Here is a 16,722-nt window from a genome sequence, read left to right as displayed (position 1 = left end):
AGCCGGCTTTGCTGACGAAGGATGCCCGTCAGTCGGAATGGATCGGGAGGATATAGCTCTTGAACTCGGTATCTGCCTTGAACCCCATCGACTCGTAGGTCTTCATTGCCACCTCGTTGTCGCTGCTGGTCGAGGCACGCAGGCGCACGGCGTTGGTGTCCTTGGCCAGTTTCTTCGCCTCGCGCATCAGGTTGTCGGCCACCAGCATGCGCCGCGAGTCTTCGGCCACATAGATGTCATTGAGTATCCATACGCGCTTGAGCGACAGCGACGAAAAGCTCGGATACAGCTGGCAGAAACCCATCAGCTTGTTGTCATCGTCGTCCGGCAGCGCCAGGTAGATGATCGACTCGTCGCGCTCCAGGCGTTTTTCCAGAAACGAGCGCGAAGAGTCCGGATAGGGCAATTGCCCATAGAACTCGCGGTATTTGACGAACAGAGGGGCGAGCAGATCCAGATGCTCAAGAGTTGCTTTGATAATTCGCATAAGCAGGCCTCGGGTCCATGGGGAGTGGCGGCGAACCTCGGGCAGCCGTCACCCCAGATGCTGCCTAAAGCGCGAAAAAAGCGCAATCCGCTAAAAAGTGGTCAGTTCTCAATCATTGCCGAGTAAGAAGTTTCCATTTTTAGGGGTGTCGGCGTCTGATTCCAGGGTCTGGACCTGGGCTTCATCCTTCAGGTTGACCCCCGAGAGCTGCCGACGGCAGGCCTCGCGCATCAGGTACAGCAGGCGGTGGGCGGCCATGCCGTAGCTCAGCCCCTCCAGGCGTACGTTGGAAATGCAGTTGCGGTAGGCGTCGGTGAGGCCGACCCTGGGGCTGTAGGTGAAATACAGGCCCAGGCTGTCGGGGGAGCTCAGGCCCGGACGTTCGCCGATCAGGATCACGGTCATTTTCGCGCCCAGCAGTTCGCCGACTTCATCGGCCACCGCCACCCGGCCCTGCTCCACCAGCACCACCGGGGCGGTGGACCATCCCTCGGCATCGATGTGCTCCTGCAGACGGTTGAGAAACGGCAGCGTGTGCCGGTGCACCGCCAGGGCCGAGAGGCCGTCGGCCACGATGATCGCCAGGTCGACCCCGCCCGGGTTGGCCTGGGCGTGCTCGCGAAGTTGCCGGGCCGATTCCTCATGCAGGCGCCGCCCCAGGTCCGGGCGTTGCAGGTAGCTGTGGCGGTCGCTGGCGGCACTGTGCAAGAGAATGCTGTCGCGCCCGCGTTCGCTCAGCTGTTCGCGCAGGCCCGCATGGTCGAATGCCAGGTGCACGGCATCGCGGGCCTGGGCGTGGGCGCACTGGAAGTCCAGCTGTGCGCGGGTCGGCAGGCTGGTACCGGTGCGCCCCAGGGCGATGCGCGCCGGGGTCAGGCGGCGCAGGTCGAGCCAGGGGTTGTCGCTGTTGTCGTGCTGCGTGGGTTGCTTGTCCATGGCTCGCTTATCCCAGTTGCGCCAGCGCCTGGCGGAAGGCCGGTGGCAGGTTGTCGCCAAACCGCACCCGGCCATCGGCCTGGGTGAAGATGCCCATGCGCGCCAGCCACGCCTCGAACTCCGGGGCCGGTTTCAGGCCCAGGGTCTGGCGTGCGTACAGCGCGTCATGGAACGAGGTGGTCTGGTAGTTGAGCATGATGTCGTCGGAGCCGGGGATGCCCATGATGAAGTTGATCCCGGCCACCCCCAGCAGCGTCAGCAGCGTGTCCATGTCGTCCTGGTCGGCCTCGGCATGGTTGGTGTAGCAGATATCGCAGCCCATCGGCACGCCCAGCAGTTTGCCGCAGAAGTGGTCTTCCAGGCCGGCGCGGATGATCTGCTTGCCGTTGTACAGGTACTCCGGGCCGATGAAGCCGACCACGGTGTTGACCAGAAACGGCTTGAAATGCCGTGCCACGGCATAGGCCCGGGTTTCGCAGGTCTGCTGGTCGACGCCATGGTGCGCGTTGGCCGACAGCGCGCTGCCCTGGCCGGTCTCGAAGTACATCAGGTTCTGCCCGAGGGTACCGCGGTTCAGGCTCAGGCCGGCGTCGTAGCCTTCCTGCAACAGGTTGAGGTTGATGCCGAAACTGGCATTGGCCGCCTCGGTGCCGGCAATGGACTGGAACACCAGGTCCAGCGGTACGCCGCGGTTGACGGCCTCGATCGAGGTGGTGACGTGGGTCAGCACACAGGCCTGGGTGGGGATGTCGTAGCGCTGGATGATCGCGTCGAGCATCTCCAGCAGGGCACAGATCGAGGCGATACTGTCGGTGGCCGGGTTGATGCCGATCATGGCGTCGCCGTTGCCGTACAGCAGGCCGTCGAGAATGCTCGCGGCGATGCCGGCCGGCTCATCCGTGGGGTGGTTGGGCTGCAGGCGGGTGGACAGGCGCCCGCGCAGGCCCAGGGTGCCGCGAAAGCGCGTGACCACGCGGATCTTCTGCGCCACCAGCACCAGGTCCTGCACGCGCATGATCTTCGAGACCGCAGCGGCCATTTCCGGGGTCAGCCCCGGGGCCAGGGCACGCAGGCTGTCTTCGTCGGCCTGCTCGCTCAGCAGCCAGTCGCGCAGCCCGCCCACGGTCAGGTGGCTGACGGCGGCAAAGGCCTGTTTGTCGTGGGTGTCGATGATCAGGCGGGTGACTTCGTCGTCTTCGTAAGGGATCAGCGCCTCGCTGAGGAAGTGACTGAGCGGGATATCGGCCAGCGCCATCTGCGCGGCCACCCGTTCGGCGTCGTTGCCGGCCGCCACCCCGGCGAGAAAGTCGCCGGAGCGGGCCGGGCTGGCCTTGGCCATGACGTCCTTGAGGCTGTCGAAGCGGTAGGTCTGGGTGCCCACCGTGTGTACAAAACTGCTCATACGCAATCTCCATGGCGCCGCAGGCCAGGCCTGCGGCGCGGGGCGGTCAGTGCAAGGCCTCTTCGGCCTTCTGGATCGCGGCAAACTCTTCCTCCGGCGTGCCGGCCACCAGGTGGTGTCGGCTATAGAAGGCAAAGTACGCAATCAGCACGCCATAGATGACCGCAGCGCCAATCACCACCCGCGGGTCGACCAGGAAACCTGCGACCACCGCCAGGCAGGCCAGCACCAGCGCCACGCCCGAGGTGAAGATGCCGCCCGGGGTCCGGTACGGACGCTCCATTTTGGGGCGTTTTATGCGCAGGGTGATGTGCGCGGCCATCATCAGTACATAGGACAGCGTAGCGCCGAATACCGCCACCAGAATCAGCAGGTCGCCCTGGCCGGTCAGCGACAGCGCAAAGCCGATGATGCCGGGGATGATCAGCGCCAGTACCGGGGCCTTGCTACGGTTGGTCTGCGACAGCTTGCGCGGCAGGTAGCCGGCGCGCGACAGGGCGAAGATCTGCCGCGAATAGGCGTAGATGATCGAGAAGAAGCTGGCGATCAGGCCAGCCAGGCCCACCAGGTTGACGAAGCCGCCCATCCAGGTCGAGCCGCCGTAGGCCTTGGCCAGCGCCTCCACCAGTGGGTTGCCCGAGCTTTTCAGCGCTTCGGCGCCGGCGCCGCCCGGGCCGATCACCAGGATCAGCAGCGCGAAGCTGAGCAGCACCAGCATCGCACCGATCAGGCCGCGGGGCAGGTCGCGCTTGGGGTTCTTGGTTTCTTCGGCGGCCAGCGGCACGCCTTCGACCGCCAGGAAGAACCAGATGGCATAGGGGATTGCCGCCCACACGCCGACGTAGCCGAACGGCAGGAAGCTGCTGGCGCCGGCTGCGTCGGTCTTGGCGATGTCGAACAGGTTGTTCGAATCGAAGTGCGGCACCATCGCGATCAGGAACACCGCCAGGGCAATCGCGGCCACGGCGGTGATGATGAACATCAGCTTGAGCGCTTCGCCCACGCCGAAAATGTGGATGCCGATGAAGATGATGTAGAACGCCAGGTAGATCACCCAGCCGCCGATGCCGAACAGCGATTCGCAGTACGCGCCGATGAACACCGCGATGGCGGCGGGGGCGATGGCGTATTCGATGAGGATCGCGGTGCCGGTCAGAAACCCGCCCCAGGGCCCGAAGGCGCTGCGGGCGAAGCCGTAGCCACCGCCGGCGGTGGGGATCATCGAGGACAGTTCGGCCAGCGAAAAGCACATGCACAGGTACATCGTGGCCATCAGCAGCGTGGCCAGGAACATGCCGCCCCAGCCACCCTGGGCCAGGCCAAAGTTCCACCCGGCGTAGTCGCCGGAGATCACGTAGGCGACGCCCAGACCCACCAGCAGGACCCAGCCTGCGGCACCTTTTTTCAGTTCACGTTGCTGGAAATACTCGGAACCGACCTTTTCGAAATCGACGGAAGCCGGCGCGTTGCCGGAATGATCGCTTGGCATGGGGATTCACCTGTTCTTTTTTTAGTCACCGGCGGGTGCCGGCCTGTGGTGATGGTCTTGCACGAAAGGGGCCAGAACAGCTGCAAGCTGCAAGCTTCAAGCTGCAAGCCGCAAGAGAAGGCAAATCGCATGGGGTCTGCTTTTTCTTGCTGCTTGAAGCTTGCCGCTTGCAACCGGGCTTCCTAGAAGAAGCCCAGCGGATTGATGTCGTAGCTCACCAGCAGGTTCTTGGTCTGCTGGTAGTGGTCGAGCATCATCTTGTGGGTTTCACGACCCACGCCGGACTTCTTGTACCCGCCGAACGCGGCGTGCGCCGGGTACAGGTGGTAGCAGTTGGTCCATACGCGGCCAGCCTTGATGCCGCGGCCCATGCGATAGGCGCGGTTGATGTCGCGGGTCCATACACCGGCGCCCAGGCCGAATTCGGTGTCGTTGGCAATGGCCAGGGCCTCGGCTTCGTCCTTGAAGGTGGTGATGCTGACCACCGGGCCGAAGATCTCTTCCTGGAACACGCGCATCTTGTTGGTGCCCTTGAGCAGGGTCGGCTGGATGTAGTAACCGGTCGACAGGTTGCCCTCGAGTTTTTCCACCTTGCCGCCCGTGAGCAGTTCGGCGCCTTCCTTCTCGGCGATTTCCAGGTACGAGAGAATCTTGTCGAACTGCTGCTCGGAGGCCTGGGCGCCGACCATGGTGTCGGTGTCCAGCGGGTCGCCACGCTTGATCTGCTTGATCTTCTTCATCACCTCCTGCATGAACGCCGGGTAGATCGATTCCTGCACCAGTGCGCGCGACGGGCAGGTGCACACCTCGCCCTGGTTGAAGAACGCCAGCACCAGGCCTTCGGCGGCCTTCTCGATGAAGCTCTGCTCGGCCTGCATGATGTCTTCGAAGAAGATGTTCGGCGACTTGCCGCCCAGCTCCACTGTGCTGGGGATGATGTTCTCGGCAGCGCATTTCATGATGTGCGAACCCACCGGGGTGGAGCCGGTGAAGGCGATCTTGGCGATGCGCTTGCTGGTGGCCAGCGCTTCGCCGGCTTCACGGCCATAGCCCTGCACCACGTTGAGCACGCCCGGTGGCAGCAGGTCGCCGATCACTTCGAGCAGCACGCTGATGCCCAGCGGGGTCTGTTCGGCCGGCTTGAGCACCACGCAGTTGCCGGCGGCCAGGGCCGGGGCGAGCTTCCAGGCGGCCATCAGGATCGGGAAGTTCCACGGGATGATCTGCCCGACCACGCCCAGCGGTTCGTGGATGTGATAGGCCACGGTGTTGCCGTCGATTTCAGCGGCGCTGCCTTCCTGGGCGCGCAGACAGCCGGCGAAGTAGCGAAAGTGATCGGCGGCCAGCGGGATGTCGGCGTTGAGGGTTTCGCGTACCGCCTTGCCGTTGTCCCAGGTTTCGGTGATGGCCAGCAGTTCGAGGTTCTGCTCGATGCGGTCGGCGATTTTCAGCAGGATCAGCGAGCGCGCCTGCACCGAGGTGGTGCCCCAGGCATCGGCGGCCGCATGGGCGGCGTCCAGCGCCTTGTCGATGTCTTCGGCACTGGAGCGTGGGAACTCGGCAATCGGCTGGCCGTTGACCGGCGAGGTGTTGGTGAAGTACTCGCCTTTGACCGGTGGCACGAACTCGCCGTTGATGTAGTTGCCGTAGCGGCTCTTGAAGGAAACGATCGCGCCGTCGGTACCGGGATGTGCGTAACGCATGGTGTGTCTCCTGGCTATTGTGCTTGTAGGGAGGATGTAAAGCGTAGTGCAAGGCACGGGCCACTGCCCGGTGGCCTAGTGAAATCAAGGGCTTGGCGCGGCGCGGAGGGCGCCCCGCAGGCGCTGTGTGCCAGCCCCGGCACAGCCTGGGTGACACTCTGTACCCGTTGTGGCACACAACGTGACCCGACGGTCCCGCCACCATTGCAATGCACTGGCGGCAGGAGGATGCTGGGTTCATCTCGTGTGCGGAGAACAATAAAAAGTGCAGAGCAATCATCTGAGCCGGCACGCCCGGCAAGTGCTCACCGTCACCCAGGGCAAGGCGCTGTTGCAGGGGCCGGGCAGCGACCCGTCGATCGCCCGTTCCTGGCTGCGCTGCCTGGAGGACTACCACCTCGACCCGGCCCAGAGCGTTGCGCCCACCGTGCTCGAGCACGGGCGGCTGCTGGAGAGCCGTGAGCGCCTGCAGCAGGTGCTGCAGATCGCCGGCAACGAGATGAACAGCCTGCATCAGCAACTCTGCGGCGCCGGGCACGCGGTTCTGCTGACCGATGCACGCGGGGTGATCCTCAACTGCGTCACCGCACCCACCGAGCGGCGCATCTTCGAGCGCGCCGGGCTCTGGCTGGGCGCCGACTGGAGCGAGACCTGCGAAGGCACCAACGGTATTGGCACCTGTCTGGTCGAGCGCCAGGCCCTGACCATTCACCAGGATGAACACTTTCGCGGGCGCCATACCGGGCTGACGTGCTCAGCCAGCCCGGTGTTCGATCCGCAGGGCGAGCTGCTGGCAGTGCTCGACGTGTCGTCGGCGCGCCCCGACATGTCGCGCCAGAGCCAGTTCCACACCATGGCGCTGGTCAACCTCTCGGCCAAGATGATCGAGAGCTGCTACTTCCTGCGCCATTTCGAAAACCACTGGCTGTTGCGCTTTCACCTGCATGCCGAATCGGTCGGGCTGTTCAGCGAGGGGCTGCTGGCGTTCGATGGCGAGGGGCGTATCTGTGCGGTCAACCAGAGTGCGCTGAACCTGCTGGCAACGGCACGCGGTGGGCTGCTCGGCCAGCCAGTGGAGGCGTTTTTCGACTGCGCGCTGGATGAACTGCTCGGGCGTGCCACGGCGGCCGCCAGCACCAGCTGGCCGCTGCGTACCCGCGATGGCCGTGTGCTGTTCGCCAGCCTGCGCGGCCAGGCCCGTGCGGTGGCGCCACCGCTTGCACCGTCGGCCACCAGCACGCCAATGCCGGCACAACGCATCTGCCTGGTCGACCCGGCACTGCAACAGGATTTTCGGCGTGCGCTACGGGTGTTCGAGCGCGACGTGCCGCTGCTGCTCAACGGCGAAACCGGGTGCGGCAAGGAGGCCTTCGCCAAGGCCGTGCACCAGGCCAGCCAGCGCGCGGGCAAACCGTTCGTCGCGCTCAACTGTGCGTCGATCCCGGAGAGCCTGATCGAGAGCGAGCTGTTCGGCTATCGCGGCGGCAGCTTTACCGGGGCGCGCAAGGAGGGCATGCGCGGCAAGCTGCAACAGGCCGACGGCGGCACCTTGCTGCTGGACGAGATCGGCGACATGCCGCTGGCCCTGCAGACGCGCTTGCTGCGGGTGCTCGAGGAGCGCCAGGTGGTACCGATCGGCGGCGAGCCGCAGGCGGTGGATGTGCGCATCATCAGTGCCACCCACCGTGACCTGCTGGGCCGGGTCGAGGCCGGCAGCTTTCGCGAAGACCTGTATTACCGCCTCAATGGCCTGGAGGTCGCCCTGCCGGCATTGCGTGAGCGCAGCGACAAGGCGCAGTTGCTCGACTTTGTCCTGGCCGAGGAAGCCGCGGGCCAACCTGTGCGGCTCGAGCCGTCGGCACGCCGGGCGCTGCTGGAATTTGCCTGGCCCGGCAACGTGCGCCAGTTGCGCAATGTGCTGCGTACCCTGGTGGCCCTGTGCGAGGATGGCCGCATCGCATTCGACGACCTGCCGCCGGTAGTGCGCCAGCCCCCGGCAGCGCTCGAGCCCAGGGTTGCCAGGCCGCAGGCCGAACACCCGCTGGACGACGCCGAGCGGGCCGCGCTGCTGCAGGCGCTGGAGCACAAGCGCTGGCACATGACCCAGGTGGCGGCGCAACTGGGGGTCAGCCGCAATACGCTGTACCGCAAGCTGCGCAAGCACGGGATTGCACGGGGCGCCTAGGCAAACTCAGGATGCGATTTTTCCCACCCTAAGCTACCCTGCCTCCACGTTTCGTGAGGTCGACCATGCACATTCATATTCTCGGTATCTGCGGTACTTTCATGGGCTCGCTGGCGGTGCTGGCCAAGGAGCTTGGCCACCGCGTCACCGGCTCCGACGCCAACGTCTATCCCCCCATGAGCACCCAGCTCCAGGCCCAGGGCATCGAGCTGCATCAAGGCTATGACGCCGCCCAGCTGGAGCCGGCCCCCGATCTGGTGGTGATCGGCAACGCACTGTCGCGGGGCAACCCGGCGGTGGAGTACGTGCTGAACAAGGGCCTGCCCTACGTGTCGGGCCCGCAGTGGCTGGCTGACCACGTGCTGCAGGGTCGCTGGGTACTGGCCGTGGCCGGCACCCACGGCAAGACCACCACCAGCAGCATGCTGGCCTGGGTGCTGGAGCATGCGGGGATGAGCCCCGGCTTTCTGATCGGCGGTGTGCCGCAGAACTTCTCGGTGTCGGCGCGCCTGGGCGCCACGCCGTTCTTCGTGGTCGAGGCCGACGAGTACGACAGCGCGTTCTTCGACAAGCGTTCCAAGTTCGTGCACTACCGTCCGCGCACCGCCATTTTGAACAACCTCGAGTTCGATCACGCAGACATTTTCCCTGATCTGGCTGCCATCGAGCGCCAGTTCCACCATCTGGTGCGCACCATTCCGAGCGAAGGCCTGGTCATTCACCCCACCACCGAGCCGGCCCTGCAGAAGGTGATCGAGATGGGCTGCTGGACCCCGGTGCAGACTACCGGCGCCGGTGGCCAGTGGCAGGTGAAACTGCTCAGCGCCGACGGTTCGCGCTTCGAAGTCAGTTTTGAAGGCCAAGCCCAGGGCGTAGTGGAGTGGGAGCTGACCGGCCAGCACAACGTGGCCAACGCCCTGGCCACCCTGGCCGCTGCCCGCCATGTGGGCGTGGTGCCGGCCATCGGGATTGCCGCCTTGAGCGCGTTCAAGAGCGTCAAGCGGCGCATGGAAAAGGTCGCTGAAGTCCAGGGTGTGACCATCTATGATGACTTTGCCCACCATCCGACCGCCATTGCCACCACCCTCGACGGGCTGCGCAAGCGCATCGGCGACGCCCCGTTGATCGCGGTGATCGAGCCGCGCTCCAACTCCATGAAGCTGGGCGCCCACCGTGATGGCCTGCCCCAGAGCGTGTGCGATGCCGACCAGGTGATCTGGTATGCACCGCCCAATCTGGGCTGGGACCTGGCCGCCACCGCCGCCGAGTGCACGGTGCCGTCGATTGTCGCCGACAGTCTCGAGGCGATCATCGAGCGGGTCAAAAGCCAGGCCGCGCCGGGCACCCAGGTGGTGATCATGAGCAACGGCGGCTTTGGCGGGCTGCACGGCAAGCTGGCCGAGGCACTGCGATGAGCGGCCCGGAGCGCATCACGCTGGCCATGACCGGTGCTTCCGGGGCGCAGTACGGGTTGCGCCTGCTCGATTGCCTGGTGCGTGAAGACCGCGAGGTGCATTTTCTGATCTCCAAGGCTGCGCAACTGGTGATGTCGACCGAGACCGACGTGGTGTTGCCGGCCAAGCCGCAGTCGATCCAGGCGTTCCTGACCGAGTACACCGGCGCTGCGGCCGGGCAGATCCGGGTATACGGGCGCGAGGACTGGATGTCGCCGGTGGCCTCGGGCTCCGGGGCGCCGGCAGCGATGGTGGTGGTGCCCTGTTCCACCGGCACGCTGTCGGCAATCGCCACCGGGGCCTGCAACAACCTGATCGAGCGGGCCGCGGACGTGACCTTGAAGGAGCGTCGGCAGTTGATTCTGGTGCCGCGCGAGGCGCCTTTCTCGACCATCCACCTGGAGAACATGCTCAAGCTGTCGCAGATGGGCGCGGTGATATTGCCGGCCTCGCCGGGCTTCTATCACCAACCGCAGACCATCGACGACCTGGTGGACTTTGTGGTGGCGCGGATTCTCAACCTGCTGGATGTTCCGCAGGACATGCTGCCGCGCTGGGGCGAGCACCATGTTGGCGGCGAGGAGTGAAGGCGCTGCTGGTGGCAGGCCTGGCGGTGCTGGCACTGAGCAGCGGCTGCGCCACGGTGCGCACGCTGGATGCGGCCAAGCCGGGGGCACCGGTGGTGTATTCGGGTACGCGGCTGGATCTGTATGCGCTGCGGGGCGGTTGCTGCCCTGAAGACCGTTTTGGCGCGCCGGCACCGGCGTACCCGGGGCTGGACCTGCCGGGCAGTGCACTGCTCGATACGGTGTTGCTGCCGTTGTCGGTGCTGACGGTGCTGGGGGTGGGGTTTCAGGCTACCGGCGGGTTGTAGCCAGCGGCCTCATCGCGGGTCGAGCCCGCTCCCACAAGGGGCTGAGCTGTCCTTGTGGGAGCGGGCTCGACCCGCGATGAGGCCTTTGAATTACTTACCCAATCTACGCAGTTCATCGGACTCCACGGTCCGGACCCCGTCCTGCTCTTCCAGCGCCAGGCGCCACAGCGCCCGCGCCAGTTGGCAGGCTTCGATGCCGCGGTACTTGCCCGGCAGCAGGCGCGACAGCGGCCCGGCAAACTGTTCACCGAGCCGAGGCTCGATACGCTCGCCCAGCAGCACCGACGGCCGCGCGATGGTCAATTGCGGCCAGTCCTGCGCCATGAGTGCCTGTTCCATCTCGCCCTTGACCCGGTTGTAGAACACCGACGACTTGGGGTCGGCGCCAATCGCGCTGACCACCAGCAGGTGCCGTGCACCCATTTCCCGCGCTCGCTTGCTGAACGCCACCACCATGTCCAGGTCGACGGCGCGAAACGCCGTTTCCGAACCTGCCTGTTTGATGGTGGTGCCCAGGCAGCAGAAGGCGATGTCCACGCGGCCGCTCAACTGCGGCAGGAACACCGCCGGGTCGCCGACCGGGTTCTCCAGGTGCGGGTGTTCGGCCAGCGGCCGGCGCGTGGGGGCCAGCACACGGCTCACGGTTGGCTCGTTGAGCAGCCGATCCAGCAAATGCTCACCAGTCAGCCCGGTGGCTCCGGCAATCAGGATGTGCTGAGGCGTCAGGTACATGATGTCTCTCCCTTGATACAGTCAGCTTAGTGGCTGCTTGTATTTTCTGCTTGTACCGCACCGGCACTTTGCAGTGCTTTTCGTGCCTGTTGCTGGCGCAGTTTCTGCCAGTGCTGCAGCACCCGTTGCGGCGCCCACAGCTGAGGTTCGGAAGCCTCGAAGCCATCGGCCTGCTCGCGCTGCTGCACCGTGGTCTTGGCCAGTTCGAAGGCCTGCTGCAGGTCGTCGGTCTGGTTCAGTGCCCGGGCGAACAGTGCTTCGCCGAAATAGGTGAAGTCGGCCTCTTCGGAGCAGCCGAATGACACCCGGTCGGCACGCGATGCGGTCATGATCAAGGTCTTGTCGTCCTTGAGTGAATCGATGTAACCCCCCGAGTAGCACGCAGAGATCACGATTATCTTGTCACGTTCCTTTAGTGGGGCAAGCGCGGCCGAGAGTTCATCGGCGGGCAGGTCGGCCAGTTGCAGGCGCGGCAGATCCAGCACCAGTTCATGTTCGTGGCTGCCGTGGCTGGTCAGGTAGATGAACACCAGGTCTTCGGGGCCGCTGCGCTCGGCCAGGGTGCGTGCGGCCCGCGCCAGGTTCTCGCGGGTGGCCAGGGGGCGGTCGGCCATGTGGTCGCGGTGGTTGACCAGGGCGACCTGGCCAGTGGCACCGAAACGGGTCTTGAGCATGTCGCTGACGTAGTCGGCCTCGCGCATGAACACGCTCTGGTTGCCATCGCCGGCCAGGGCCAGGCTGTACAGTTCGATGGCCGGGGTGGAGGCCGGTACCTGGGCCAGCGCCTTGTCGAGCAGGGTGCCCTGCTTGAGCAGGGCCAGCTCCAGGGGGTCGGGCAACAGGCGCCCGTGTTCGTCGCGCACGCGCAGGCCGTTGACCCAGTGGCCGCTTTCGACGCTGCCGTCGACCTGCGTCAGCCGGCCTTTGCCCTGGTAGGTGTCGTTTTCGAAACCGCCGACGTACAGGCTGCCGTCGGGCAATTGCAGACGGCCCTGGCCGGCGAAGCGCCAGTCGCGAAACTCGCCCTTGTAGTGGCTGCCGTCGCTGCCGAACAGCTCGCCCTTGCCGGTCAGCGAGCCGTCGCGGAACTGGCCGATCCAAACGTCGCCATCGGCGTTTTCGTAACGGCCGCGACCTTGCAGGTGGTTGTCCTTGAATTCGCCGATGTACTGGTCGCCTTCGGCGCTGTTGAAGGTGCCGCTGCCCTGCAACTGGCCGTCGACGAAGCGCCCGCTGAACTGGTTGCCACTGGCATCGCTGCGGATGCCTTCGCCGTGGGGTTTGCCCTTGGCGAACAGGCCCTGGTACTGGCTGCCGTCGGCCAGGGTCAGTTCGCCGGCGCCGTTGTACTGGTCGTCCTTGAACTGCCCGCGATACTGCACCTGGCCTTCCCTGAGGGTGCCTTCGCCGTCACGCCGGCCAAGCTTGAAGCCGCCGCTGTAGTGGCTGCCCGGGGTGGTCAGCTCGCCCTGGCCGTGAAACAGACCCTGCTGGAACTCGCCGCGGTACACCTCGCCATTGCTGCCGTGCCATTCGCCGCGGCCCTGCCACTGGCCCTGCTGGAAGTTGCCGGCATACCAGCTGCCGTTGGGGTAGTCGATGCGCCCCGGGCCCTGCAGCAGGCCATTGACCACGTCGCCACGGTAGCGGCCGCCATCGGGCAGGCGGGCGTCGGGCGGTGACAGCGGTTCACCGTCGCCACAGGCGGCGAGCAGCAGGGTCAGGGCAAGGGGTACGAATGGGCGCATGGCGGGGTCCGGGCAAGTCAGGCCCCGAGTATGCCGCAGTTTGTCGCGGGTGAAACAGCCGCTGGCAGCTGTTTCACCTTGGGCGGGTCAGACGAAGCAGAGCGACAGCGGCTCGGCGATATAGGCGGGTTTGTCCTGGCCTTCGATTTCCAGGGTGGTGGTGGCCTTGAGCAGCCACTGGCCCGGTTTCTTCTCGATGGCCTCGCTCAGGTCGACCTTGAGACGAACCCGCGAACCGACCTTCACCGGCTGGATGAAGCGCACGCTGTCCAGGCCATAGTTGACGACCATCTTCAGCCCCTCGGGCAGCACGAGGATGTCTTCCATCAGCTTGGGAATCAGCGAAAGGGTGAGAAAACCGTGGGCAATGGTGCTGCCAAATGGCGTTTTTGCCGCCTTCACCGGGTCCACATGAATGAACTGGAAGTCGCCGGTAGCCTCGGCGAACAGGTTGATGCGCTCCTGGTCGATGGTCAGCCACTCGGAACGTCCCAGTTCCTTTCCAACGTACTGCGCCAGCTCTGCAACGGGTACATAGGGCATTGCGACTCTCCTGGTTGTCTTTGATTTTGTTGTGACTGCTACAGGTTCGACTGCTTAAGATCAGCACGCCGACCGGATGCGGTCAAGTGACCGTTGTTTCAGCGAATATCGGGGTATAGACCAGTCGTTAGCGTGCTTATAATGGCCGCCAGGCCTGAGGGAGAAGTGCAATGTTGTTGCGTGGTTTGACGTGGCTCGTGCTGTTCCAGTTGCTGGGGACGGCGATCAATCACCTGTTTCTGTCGATGCTGCCGGGGCCGATCATCGGGCTGGTGCTGTTGCTGGCGTACCTGATGCTGCGCGGCGAGGTCAGTGCGCCGTTGAGCGAGGCGGCCAGCAGCCTGCTGCGCTACCTGCCGTTGCTGCTGGTGCCGCCGGCGGTGGGGGTGATGGTGTACGCCGCCGACATTGCTGCCGACTTCTGGGCCATCGTCGGTTCGCTGGTGCTGTCGGTGCTGATCGCCCTGGCGTTCTGTGGCGTGCTCATGCAGAAGATGATTGCCCGTCAGGCCCGTCGTGAGGAAAAGCCATGAGCCTGGACTGGCACGGCGCCCTCGATGCGGTCATCCACCACCCGCTGTTCGGCATCGGTATCACCCTGGGGGCCTATCAGTTGGTGCTGGCGGCCTACGACAAGACCCGCTGGATCTTCCTGCAGCCGGTACTGGTATCGATGCTGGTGGTGATCGGTGTACTGGTGACGTGCGGCGTGTCCTATGCCGAGTACCGCAAGAGCACCGAAATCATGAACATCCTGCTGGGCCCGGCCACCGTGGCCCTGGCGGTCCCGCTCTACCTGAACCTGCGGCGTATTCGCCAGCTGTTGTGGCCGACCTTGACTACGCTGGTAATCGGCGGCCTGGTCGCGACCTGTGCCTGCCTGTTGCTGGGCTGGTGGTTCGGTGCCGAACACATGATCCTGATGACCATGGCGCCCAAGTCGGTGACTTCGCCGATTGCGATGCTGGTGGCCGAGCAGATCGGCGGGGTGGCGGCGCTGGCGGCAGTGTTCGTGCTGATCACCGGGGTGATCGGGGCGATCTTCGGCCCGGCCCTGCTGTCGGCCTGCGGGGTGAGCAGCCCGGAAGCTCGCGGCATGGCACTGGGCATCAGTGCGCACGCGGTGGGCACGGCGGTGGCGTTGGAAGAAAGCGAGGAAACCGGGGCCTTCGCGGCCCTGGGCATGAGCCTGATGGGAGTGGTCACGGCGGTGTTCCTGCCGTTGGCGGTCAGCCTGGTTGCCTGAGGATATTCGATGACATTGCCCCTGTTTCCACTCAATACCGTGCTGTTCCCCGGTTGCAAGCTCGACCTGCAGATCTTCGAGGCGCGCTACCTGGACATGATCGGCCGCTGCATGAAGCAGGGCGGCGGGTTCGGCGTGGTGTGCATCCTCGAAGGCGAGCAGGTGGGCAATGCCCCGTCGGGGTTCGCGACAATCGGCTGCGAGGCGTTGATACGCGACTTCCAGCAGCAGGACAACGGCCTGCTGGGCATTCGCGTCGAAGGTGTGCGGCGCTTCGATGTCGGCCCCTACGAGGTGCAGAAGGACCAACTGCTGCTGGCCGACGTGAACTGGCGCAGCGAACAGCCCGACGCCCCCCTGGAGGAGGACGATCACGACCTGCTGGCCTTGCTCGGCGCGCTAGGCGAGCACCCGATGGTGGCGGCACTGGACATGCCGGTCGAGGTCATCGGCCAGCAGGCACTGGCCAACCAGCTGGCCTACCTGCTGCCCTTCGAGGATGAAGACAAGCTCGACCTGCTGGCCATCGATTCGCCCCGCCAGCGCCTGGACGCGATCCAGGCGCTGCTCGAGCGGCTGCAGGGCGAGTTGTTCGCCTAGGTCTCAGTACTGGTAGCGCAGAAGGGCATGGGGCAAGGCATGCAGGGCGAAGAACGCAAGAGTGCCGGCGCAGGCCGGCAGGATCAGCCACCACACCTTGAGCGGCATGGCGCCGAGCGGCTCGCGGTGCTGCACCAGGCTCAGGCTGGCGGCGCACACGCAGCAGGCCAGCAGCGAGCCGGCGAGGATGTCGGTGGGCCAGTGTGCACCCAGGTAGACCCTGGACAGGGCAATCGACATCGCCGGCAGGCACCCCAGCAGAATCCAGGTCAGGCGCATGCGTGGCGGCTGGCCACGACCGGCCAGCACCGCCAGCGTCAGAAAGAACGCGAATGACGCCGAACTGTGGCCACTGGGCATGCTGTAGGAGGTCAGCGGGTCGCTGAGCACTTCGGGGCGCGCGCGGGCGAACAGCCACTTGAGTGTGCCGTTGGCCAGCGCCGTGCCCATCAGCGTGCAGGCGGCGAAGATCGCCGGGCGCCACTGCCGGCTCAGCAGCAGCAGGCCGGTGAGCACGCCGCCCACCACGAACTGCGTGCGGAAGTCGCCCAGGCGGGTGATCAGTACGATGGTGCCGTCCAGCGTGGCGCGGCGGTGTTCCTGCACCAGGGTCATCAGGCCCTGGTCGAAATCGTTCAGGTACGGCCAGCCGATGAACACCGCAGCCAGCATTACCAGGCTCAGGCCGGCGATCAGCCGTGTGCCGTAGCGCTTGCTGCGCAGGCTGGTGCTGATGCTCAGGCCGATCAATAGTGCGAGGCCGGCGGCGATGATGCCTGCTTCGGTCCAGAACCCTTCGGGCAGCGGCAGGCGCATGGCCGCGCCGGTGGCCCAGCCGGGCAGCAGGTAGGCCACCGCCCAGCCGGCACCTGCCAACAGGCTGACGGCGATGAAGCGTGGCAAGGGCATGTCGAACATGCCCGCCACCATCGGCAGCATCGGCCGCAGCGGGCCGATGAAGCGCCCCACCAGCAGGCTGGCGATGCCATAGCGCTGGAAGTAGCTCTCGGCGCTGCCGATCCATTCGGGGTGGTGGCGCAGCAGCGGCAGGCGCCGGATGTTCTGGTGGAAGCGCCGGCCCAGGGTGTAGGAAATCGCATCGCCCAGCAGCCCGCCCAGAAAGCCCAGCAGCAGGGTTTCGCTCAGGCCCAGTGCGCCGCTGCCGGCGAGAACCGCCACGGCGAACAGCAGGATGGTGCCGGGCACGATGAGCCCGGCGATGGCCAGGCATTCGACGCAGGCCACGATGAAGATTGCCAGGCCGAGCCATTGCGGGTTCGCGGTCAGCCAGCCGGTCAGGCTGTCGAGCCATGGGCCCATGGT

16 protein-coding genes are annotated in these 16,722 nt (G+C 65.5%); 7 read left to right on the top strand and 9 right to left on the bottom strand.

Annotated elements, in window-relative coordinates:
• Positions 1-28: 28 nt before the first annotated feature.
• From LOY33_RS22695 to LOY33_RS22675, 5 genes are all read right to left on the bottom strand, one after another.
• Positions 29-487: a GNAT family N-acetyltransferase gene (locus LOY33_RS22695; RefSeq protein ID WP_043863924.1), complete on the bottom strand. Its 459-nt coding sequence runs from the start codon at positions 485-487 to the stop codon at positions 29-31.
• Positions 488-595: 108 nt separating this feature from the next.
• The gene (gene eutC, locus LOY33_RS22690) at positions 596-1,423 is read right to left on the bottom strand and encodes an ethanolamine ammonia-lyase subunit EutC (RefSeq protein ID WP_054916334.1); all 828 of its coding nucleotides are present in this window, start codon (positions 1,421-1,423) and stop codon (positions 596-598) included.
• Positions 1,424-1,430: 7 nt separating this feature from the next.
• The gene (locus LOY33_RS22685; protein ID WP_054916335.1) at positions 1,431-2,825 is read right to left on the bottom strand and encodes an ethanolamine ammonia-lyase subunit EutB; all 1,395 of its coding nucleotides are present in this window, start codon (positions 2,823-2,825) and stop codon (positions 1,431-1,433) included.
• Positions 2,826-2,871: 46 nt separating this feature from the next.
• Positions 2,872-4,314: an ethanolamine permease gene (gene eat / locus LOY33_RS22680; protein ID WP_123753497.1), complete on the bottom strand. Its 1,443-nt coding sequence runs from the start codon at positions 4,312-4,314 to the stop codon at positions 2,872-2,874.
• Between the two features lie 182 nt (positions 4,315-4,496).
• The gene (locus LOY33_RS22675) at positions 4,497-6,017 is read right to left on the bottom strand and encodes an aldehyde dehydrogenase family protein (RefSeq protein WP_043863920.1); all 1,521 of its coding nucleotides are present in this window, start codon (positions 6,015-6,017) and stop codon (positions 4,497-4,499) included.
• Positions 6,018-6,282: 265 nt separating this feature from the next.
• Between LOY33_RS22675 and LOY33_RS22670 the strand changes: the two genes are divergently transcribed.
• From LOY33_RS22670 to LOY33_RS22655, 4 genes are all read left to right on the top strand, one after another.
• Positions 6,283-8,202, top strand: coding sequence for a sigma-54-dependent Fis family transcriptional regulator (locus LOY33_RS22670; RefSeq protein ID WP_258660173.1), 1,920 nt, complete (start codon positions 6,283-6,285; stop codon positions 8,200-8,202).
• A gap of 65 nt (positions 8,203-8,267) precedes the next feature.
• Positions 8,268-9,617: a UDP-N-acetylmuramate:L-alanyl-gamma-D-glutamyl-meso-diaminopimelate ligase gene (gene mpl, locus LOY33_RS22665; RefSeq protein ID WP_043863918.1), complete on the top strand. Its 1,350-nt coding sequence runs from the start codon at positions 8,268-8,270 to the stop codon at positions 9,615-9,617.
• Positions 9,614-10,243 (top strand): flavin prenyltransferase UbiX, encoded by a 630-nt coding sequence (ubiX, locus tag LOY33_RS22660; RefSeq protein ID WP_043863917.1) that lies wholly within the window; start codon positions 9,614-9,616, stop codon positions 10,241-10,243. Before mpl ends, ubiX begins: the two co-directional genes overlap by 4 nt.
• Positions 10,240-10,530, top strand: a complete 291-nt coding sequence (locus tag LOY33_RS22655) for a YceK/YidQ family lipoprotein (RefSeq protein WP_088514348.1) — start codon at positions 10,240-10,242, stop codon at positions 10,528-10,530. The genes ubiX and LOY33_RS22655 overlap by 4 nt, the downstream gene beginning before the upstream one ends.
• Before the next feature lie 90 nt (positions 10,531-10,620).
• Here LOY33_RS22655 and LOY33_RS22650 read toward each other — a convergent pair whose 3' ends face one another.
• The 3 genes from LOY33_RS22650 to LOY33_RS22640 all read right to left on the bottom strand — a co-directional run bounded on the left by LOY33_RS22650 (position 10,621) and on the right by LOY33_RS22640 (position 13,553).
• Positions 10,621-11,262 (bottom strand): oxidoreductase, encoded by a 642-nt coding sequence (locus LOY33_RS22650; protein ID WP_043863915.1) that lies wholly within the window; start codon positions 11,260-11,262, stop codon positions 10,621-10,623.
• A 26-nt stretch (positions 11,263-11,288) separates the two neighbouring features.
• Positions 11,289-13,010, bottom strand: a complete 1,722-nt coding sequence (locus tag LOY33_RS22645; protein WP_258660172.1) for a C13 family peptidase — start codon at positions 13,008-13,010, stop codon at positions 11,289-11,291.
• An 87-nt stretch (positions 13,011-13,097) separates the two neighbouring features.
• A complete protein-coding gene (locus LOY33_RS22640) occupies positions 13,098-13,553 on the bottom strand; it encodes a MaoC family dehydratase (protein WP_043863913.1) in 456 nt (151 codons plus the stop codon).
• 170 nt (positions 13,554-13,723) lie between these two features.
• On the opposite strand from LOY33_RS22640, the gene LOY33_RS22635 reads away from it, so the two are divergent.
• From LOY33_RS22635 to LOY33_RS22625, 3 genes are read left to right on the top strand one after another with little or no spacing between them, the layout of a single operon-like run.
• Positions 13,724-14,086, top strand: a complete 363-nt coding sequence (locus tag LOY33_RS22635; RefSeq protein WP_043863912.1) for a CidA/LrgA family protein — start codon at positions 13,724-13,726, stop codon at positions 14,084-14,086.
• Positions 14,087-14,088: 2 nt separating this feature from the next.
• Complete coding sequence (locus LOY33_RS22630) at positions 14,089-14,799, top strand: LrgB family protein (RefSeq protein ID WP_173925073.1); 711 nt, start codon at positions 14,089-14,091, stop codon at positions 14,797-14,799.
• Between the two features lie 9 nt (positions 14,800-14,808).
• The gene (locus tag LOY33_RS22625; protein WP_043863910.1) at positions 14,809-15,399 is read left to right on the top strand and encodes an LON peptidase substrate-binding domain-containing protein; all 591 of its coding nucleotides are present in this window, start codon (positions 14,809-14,811) and stop codon (positions 15,397-15,399) included.
• Positions 15,400-15,402: 3 nt separating this feature from the next.
• Here the strand turns inward: LOY33_RS22625 and LOY33_RS22620 are convergent, their stop codons facing one another.
• Positions 15,403-16,719, bottom strand: coding sequence for a bifunctional DedA family/phosphatase PAP2 family protein (locus LOY33_RS22620; RefSeq protein WP_054916340.1), 1,317 nt, complete (start codon positions 16,717-16,719; stop codon positions 15,403-15,405).
• Positions 16,720-16,722: the final 3 nt, after the last annotated feature.

It is taken from the genome of Pseudomonas sp. B21-036 (assembly GCF_024748925.1).
Lineage (GTDB): Bacteria > Pseudomonadota > Gammaproteobacteria > Pseudomonadales > Pseudomonadaceae > Aquipseudomonas > Aquipseudomonas palmensis.
This window is presented reverse-complemented; position numbering and strand designations above follow the sequence as displayed.

Bases quoted from the DNA above. Each gene is read 5' to 3' on its own strand.
- eutC (WP_054916334.1), bottom strand. From the start codon at position 1,423: ATGGACAAGCAACCCACGCAGCACGACAACAGCGACAACCCCTGGCTC.
- LOY33_RS22645 (WP_258660172.1), bottom strand. From the start codon at position 13,010: ATGCGCCCATTCGTACCCCTTGCCCTGACCCTGCTGCTCGCCGCCTGT.
- LOY33_RS22635 (WP_043863912.1), top strand. From the start codon at position 13,724: ATGTTGTTGCGTGGTTTGACGTGGCTCGTGCTGTTCCAGTTGCTGGGG.
- ubiX (WP_043863917.1), top strand. From the start codon at position 9,614: ATGAGCGGCCCGGAGCGCATCACGCTGGCCATGACCGGTGCTTCCGGG.
- LOY33_RS22640 (WP_043863913.1), bottom strand. From the start codon at position 13,553: ATGCCCTATGTACCCGTTGCAGAGCTGGCGCAGTACGTTGGAAAGGAA.
- mpl (WP_043863918.1), top strand. From the start codon at position 8,268: ATGCACATTCATATTCTCGGTATCTGCGGTACTTTCATGGGCTCGCTG.
- eat (WP_123753497.1), bottom strand. From the start codon at position 4,314: ATGCCAAGCGATCATTCCGGCAACGCGCCGGCTTCCGTCGATTTCGAA.
- LOY33_RS22685 (WP_054916335.1), bottom strand. From the start codon at position 2,825: ATGAGCAGTTTTGTACACACGGTGGGCACCCAGACCTACCGCTTCGAC.
- LOY33_RS22695 (WP_043863924.1), bottom strand. From the start codon at position 487: ATGCGAATTATCAAAGCAACTCTTGAGCATCTGGATCTGCTCGCCCCT.
- LOY33_RS22625 (WP_043863910.1), top strand. From the start codon at position 14,809: ATGACATTGCCCCTGTTTCCACTCAATACCGTGCTGTTCCCCGGTTGC.
- LOY33_RS22675 (WP_043863920.1), bottom strand. From the start codon at position 6,017: ATGCGTTACGCACATCCCGGTACCGACGGCGCGATCGTTTCCTTCAAG.
- LOY33_RS22620 (WP_054916340.1), bottom strand. From the start codon at position 16,719: ATGGGCCCATGGCTCGACAGCCTGACCGGCTGGCTGACCGCGAACCCG.
- LOY33_RS22650 (WP_043863915.1), bottom strand. From the start codon at position 11,262: ATGTACCTGACGCCTCAGCACATCCTGATTGCCGGAGCCACCGGGCTG.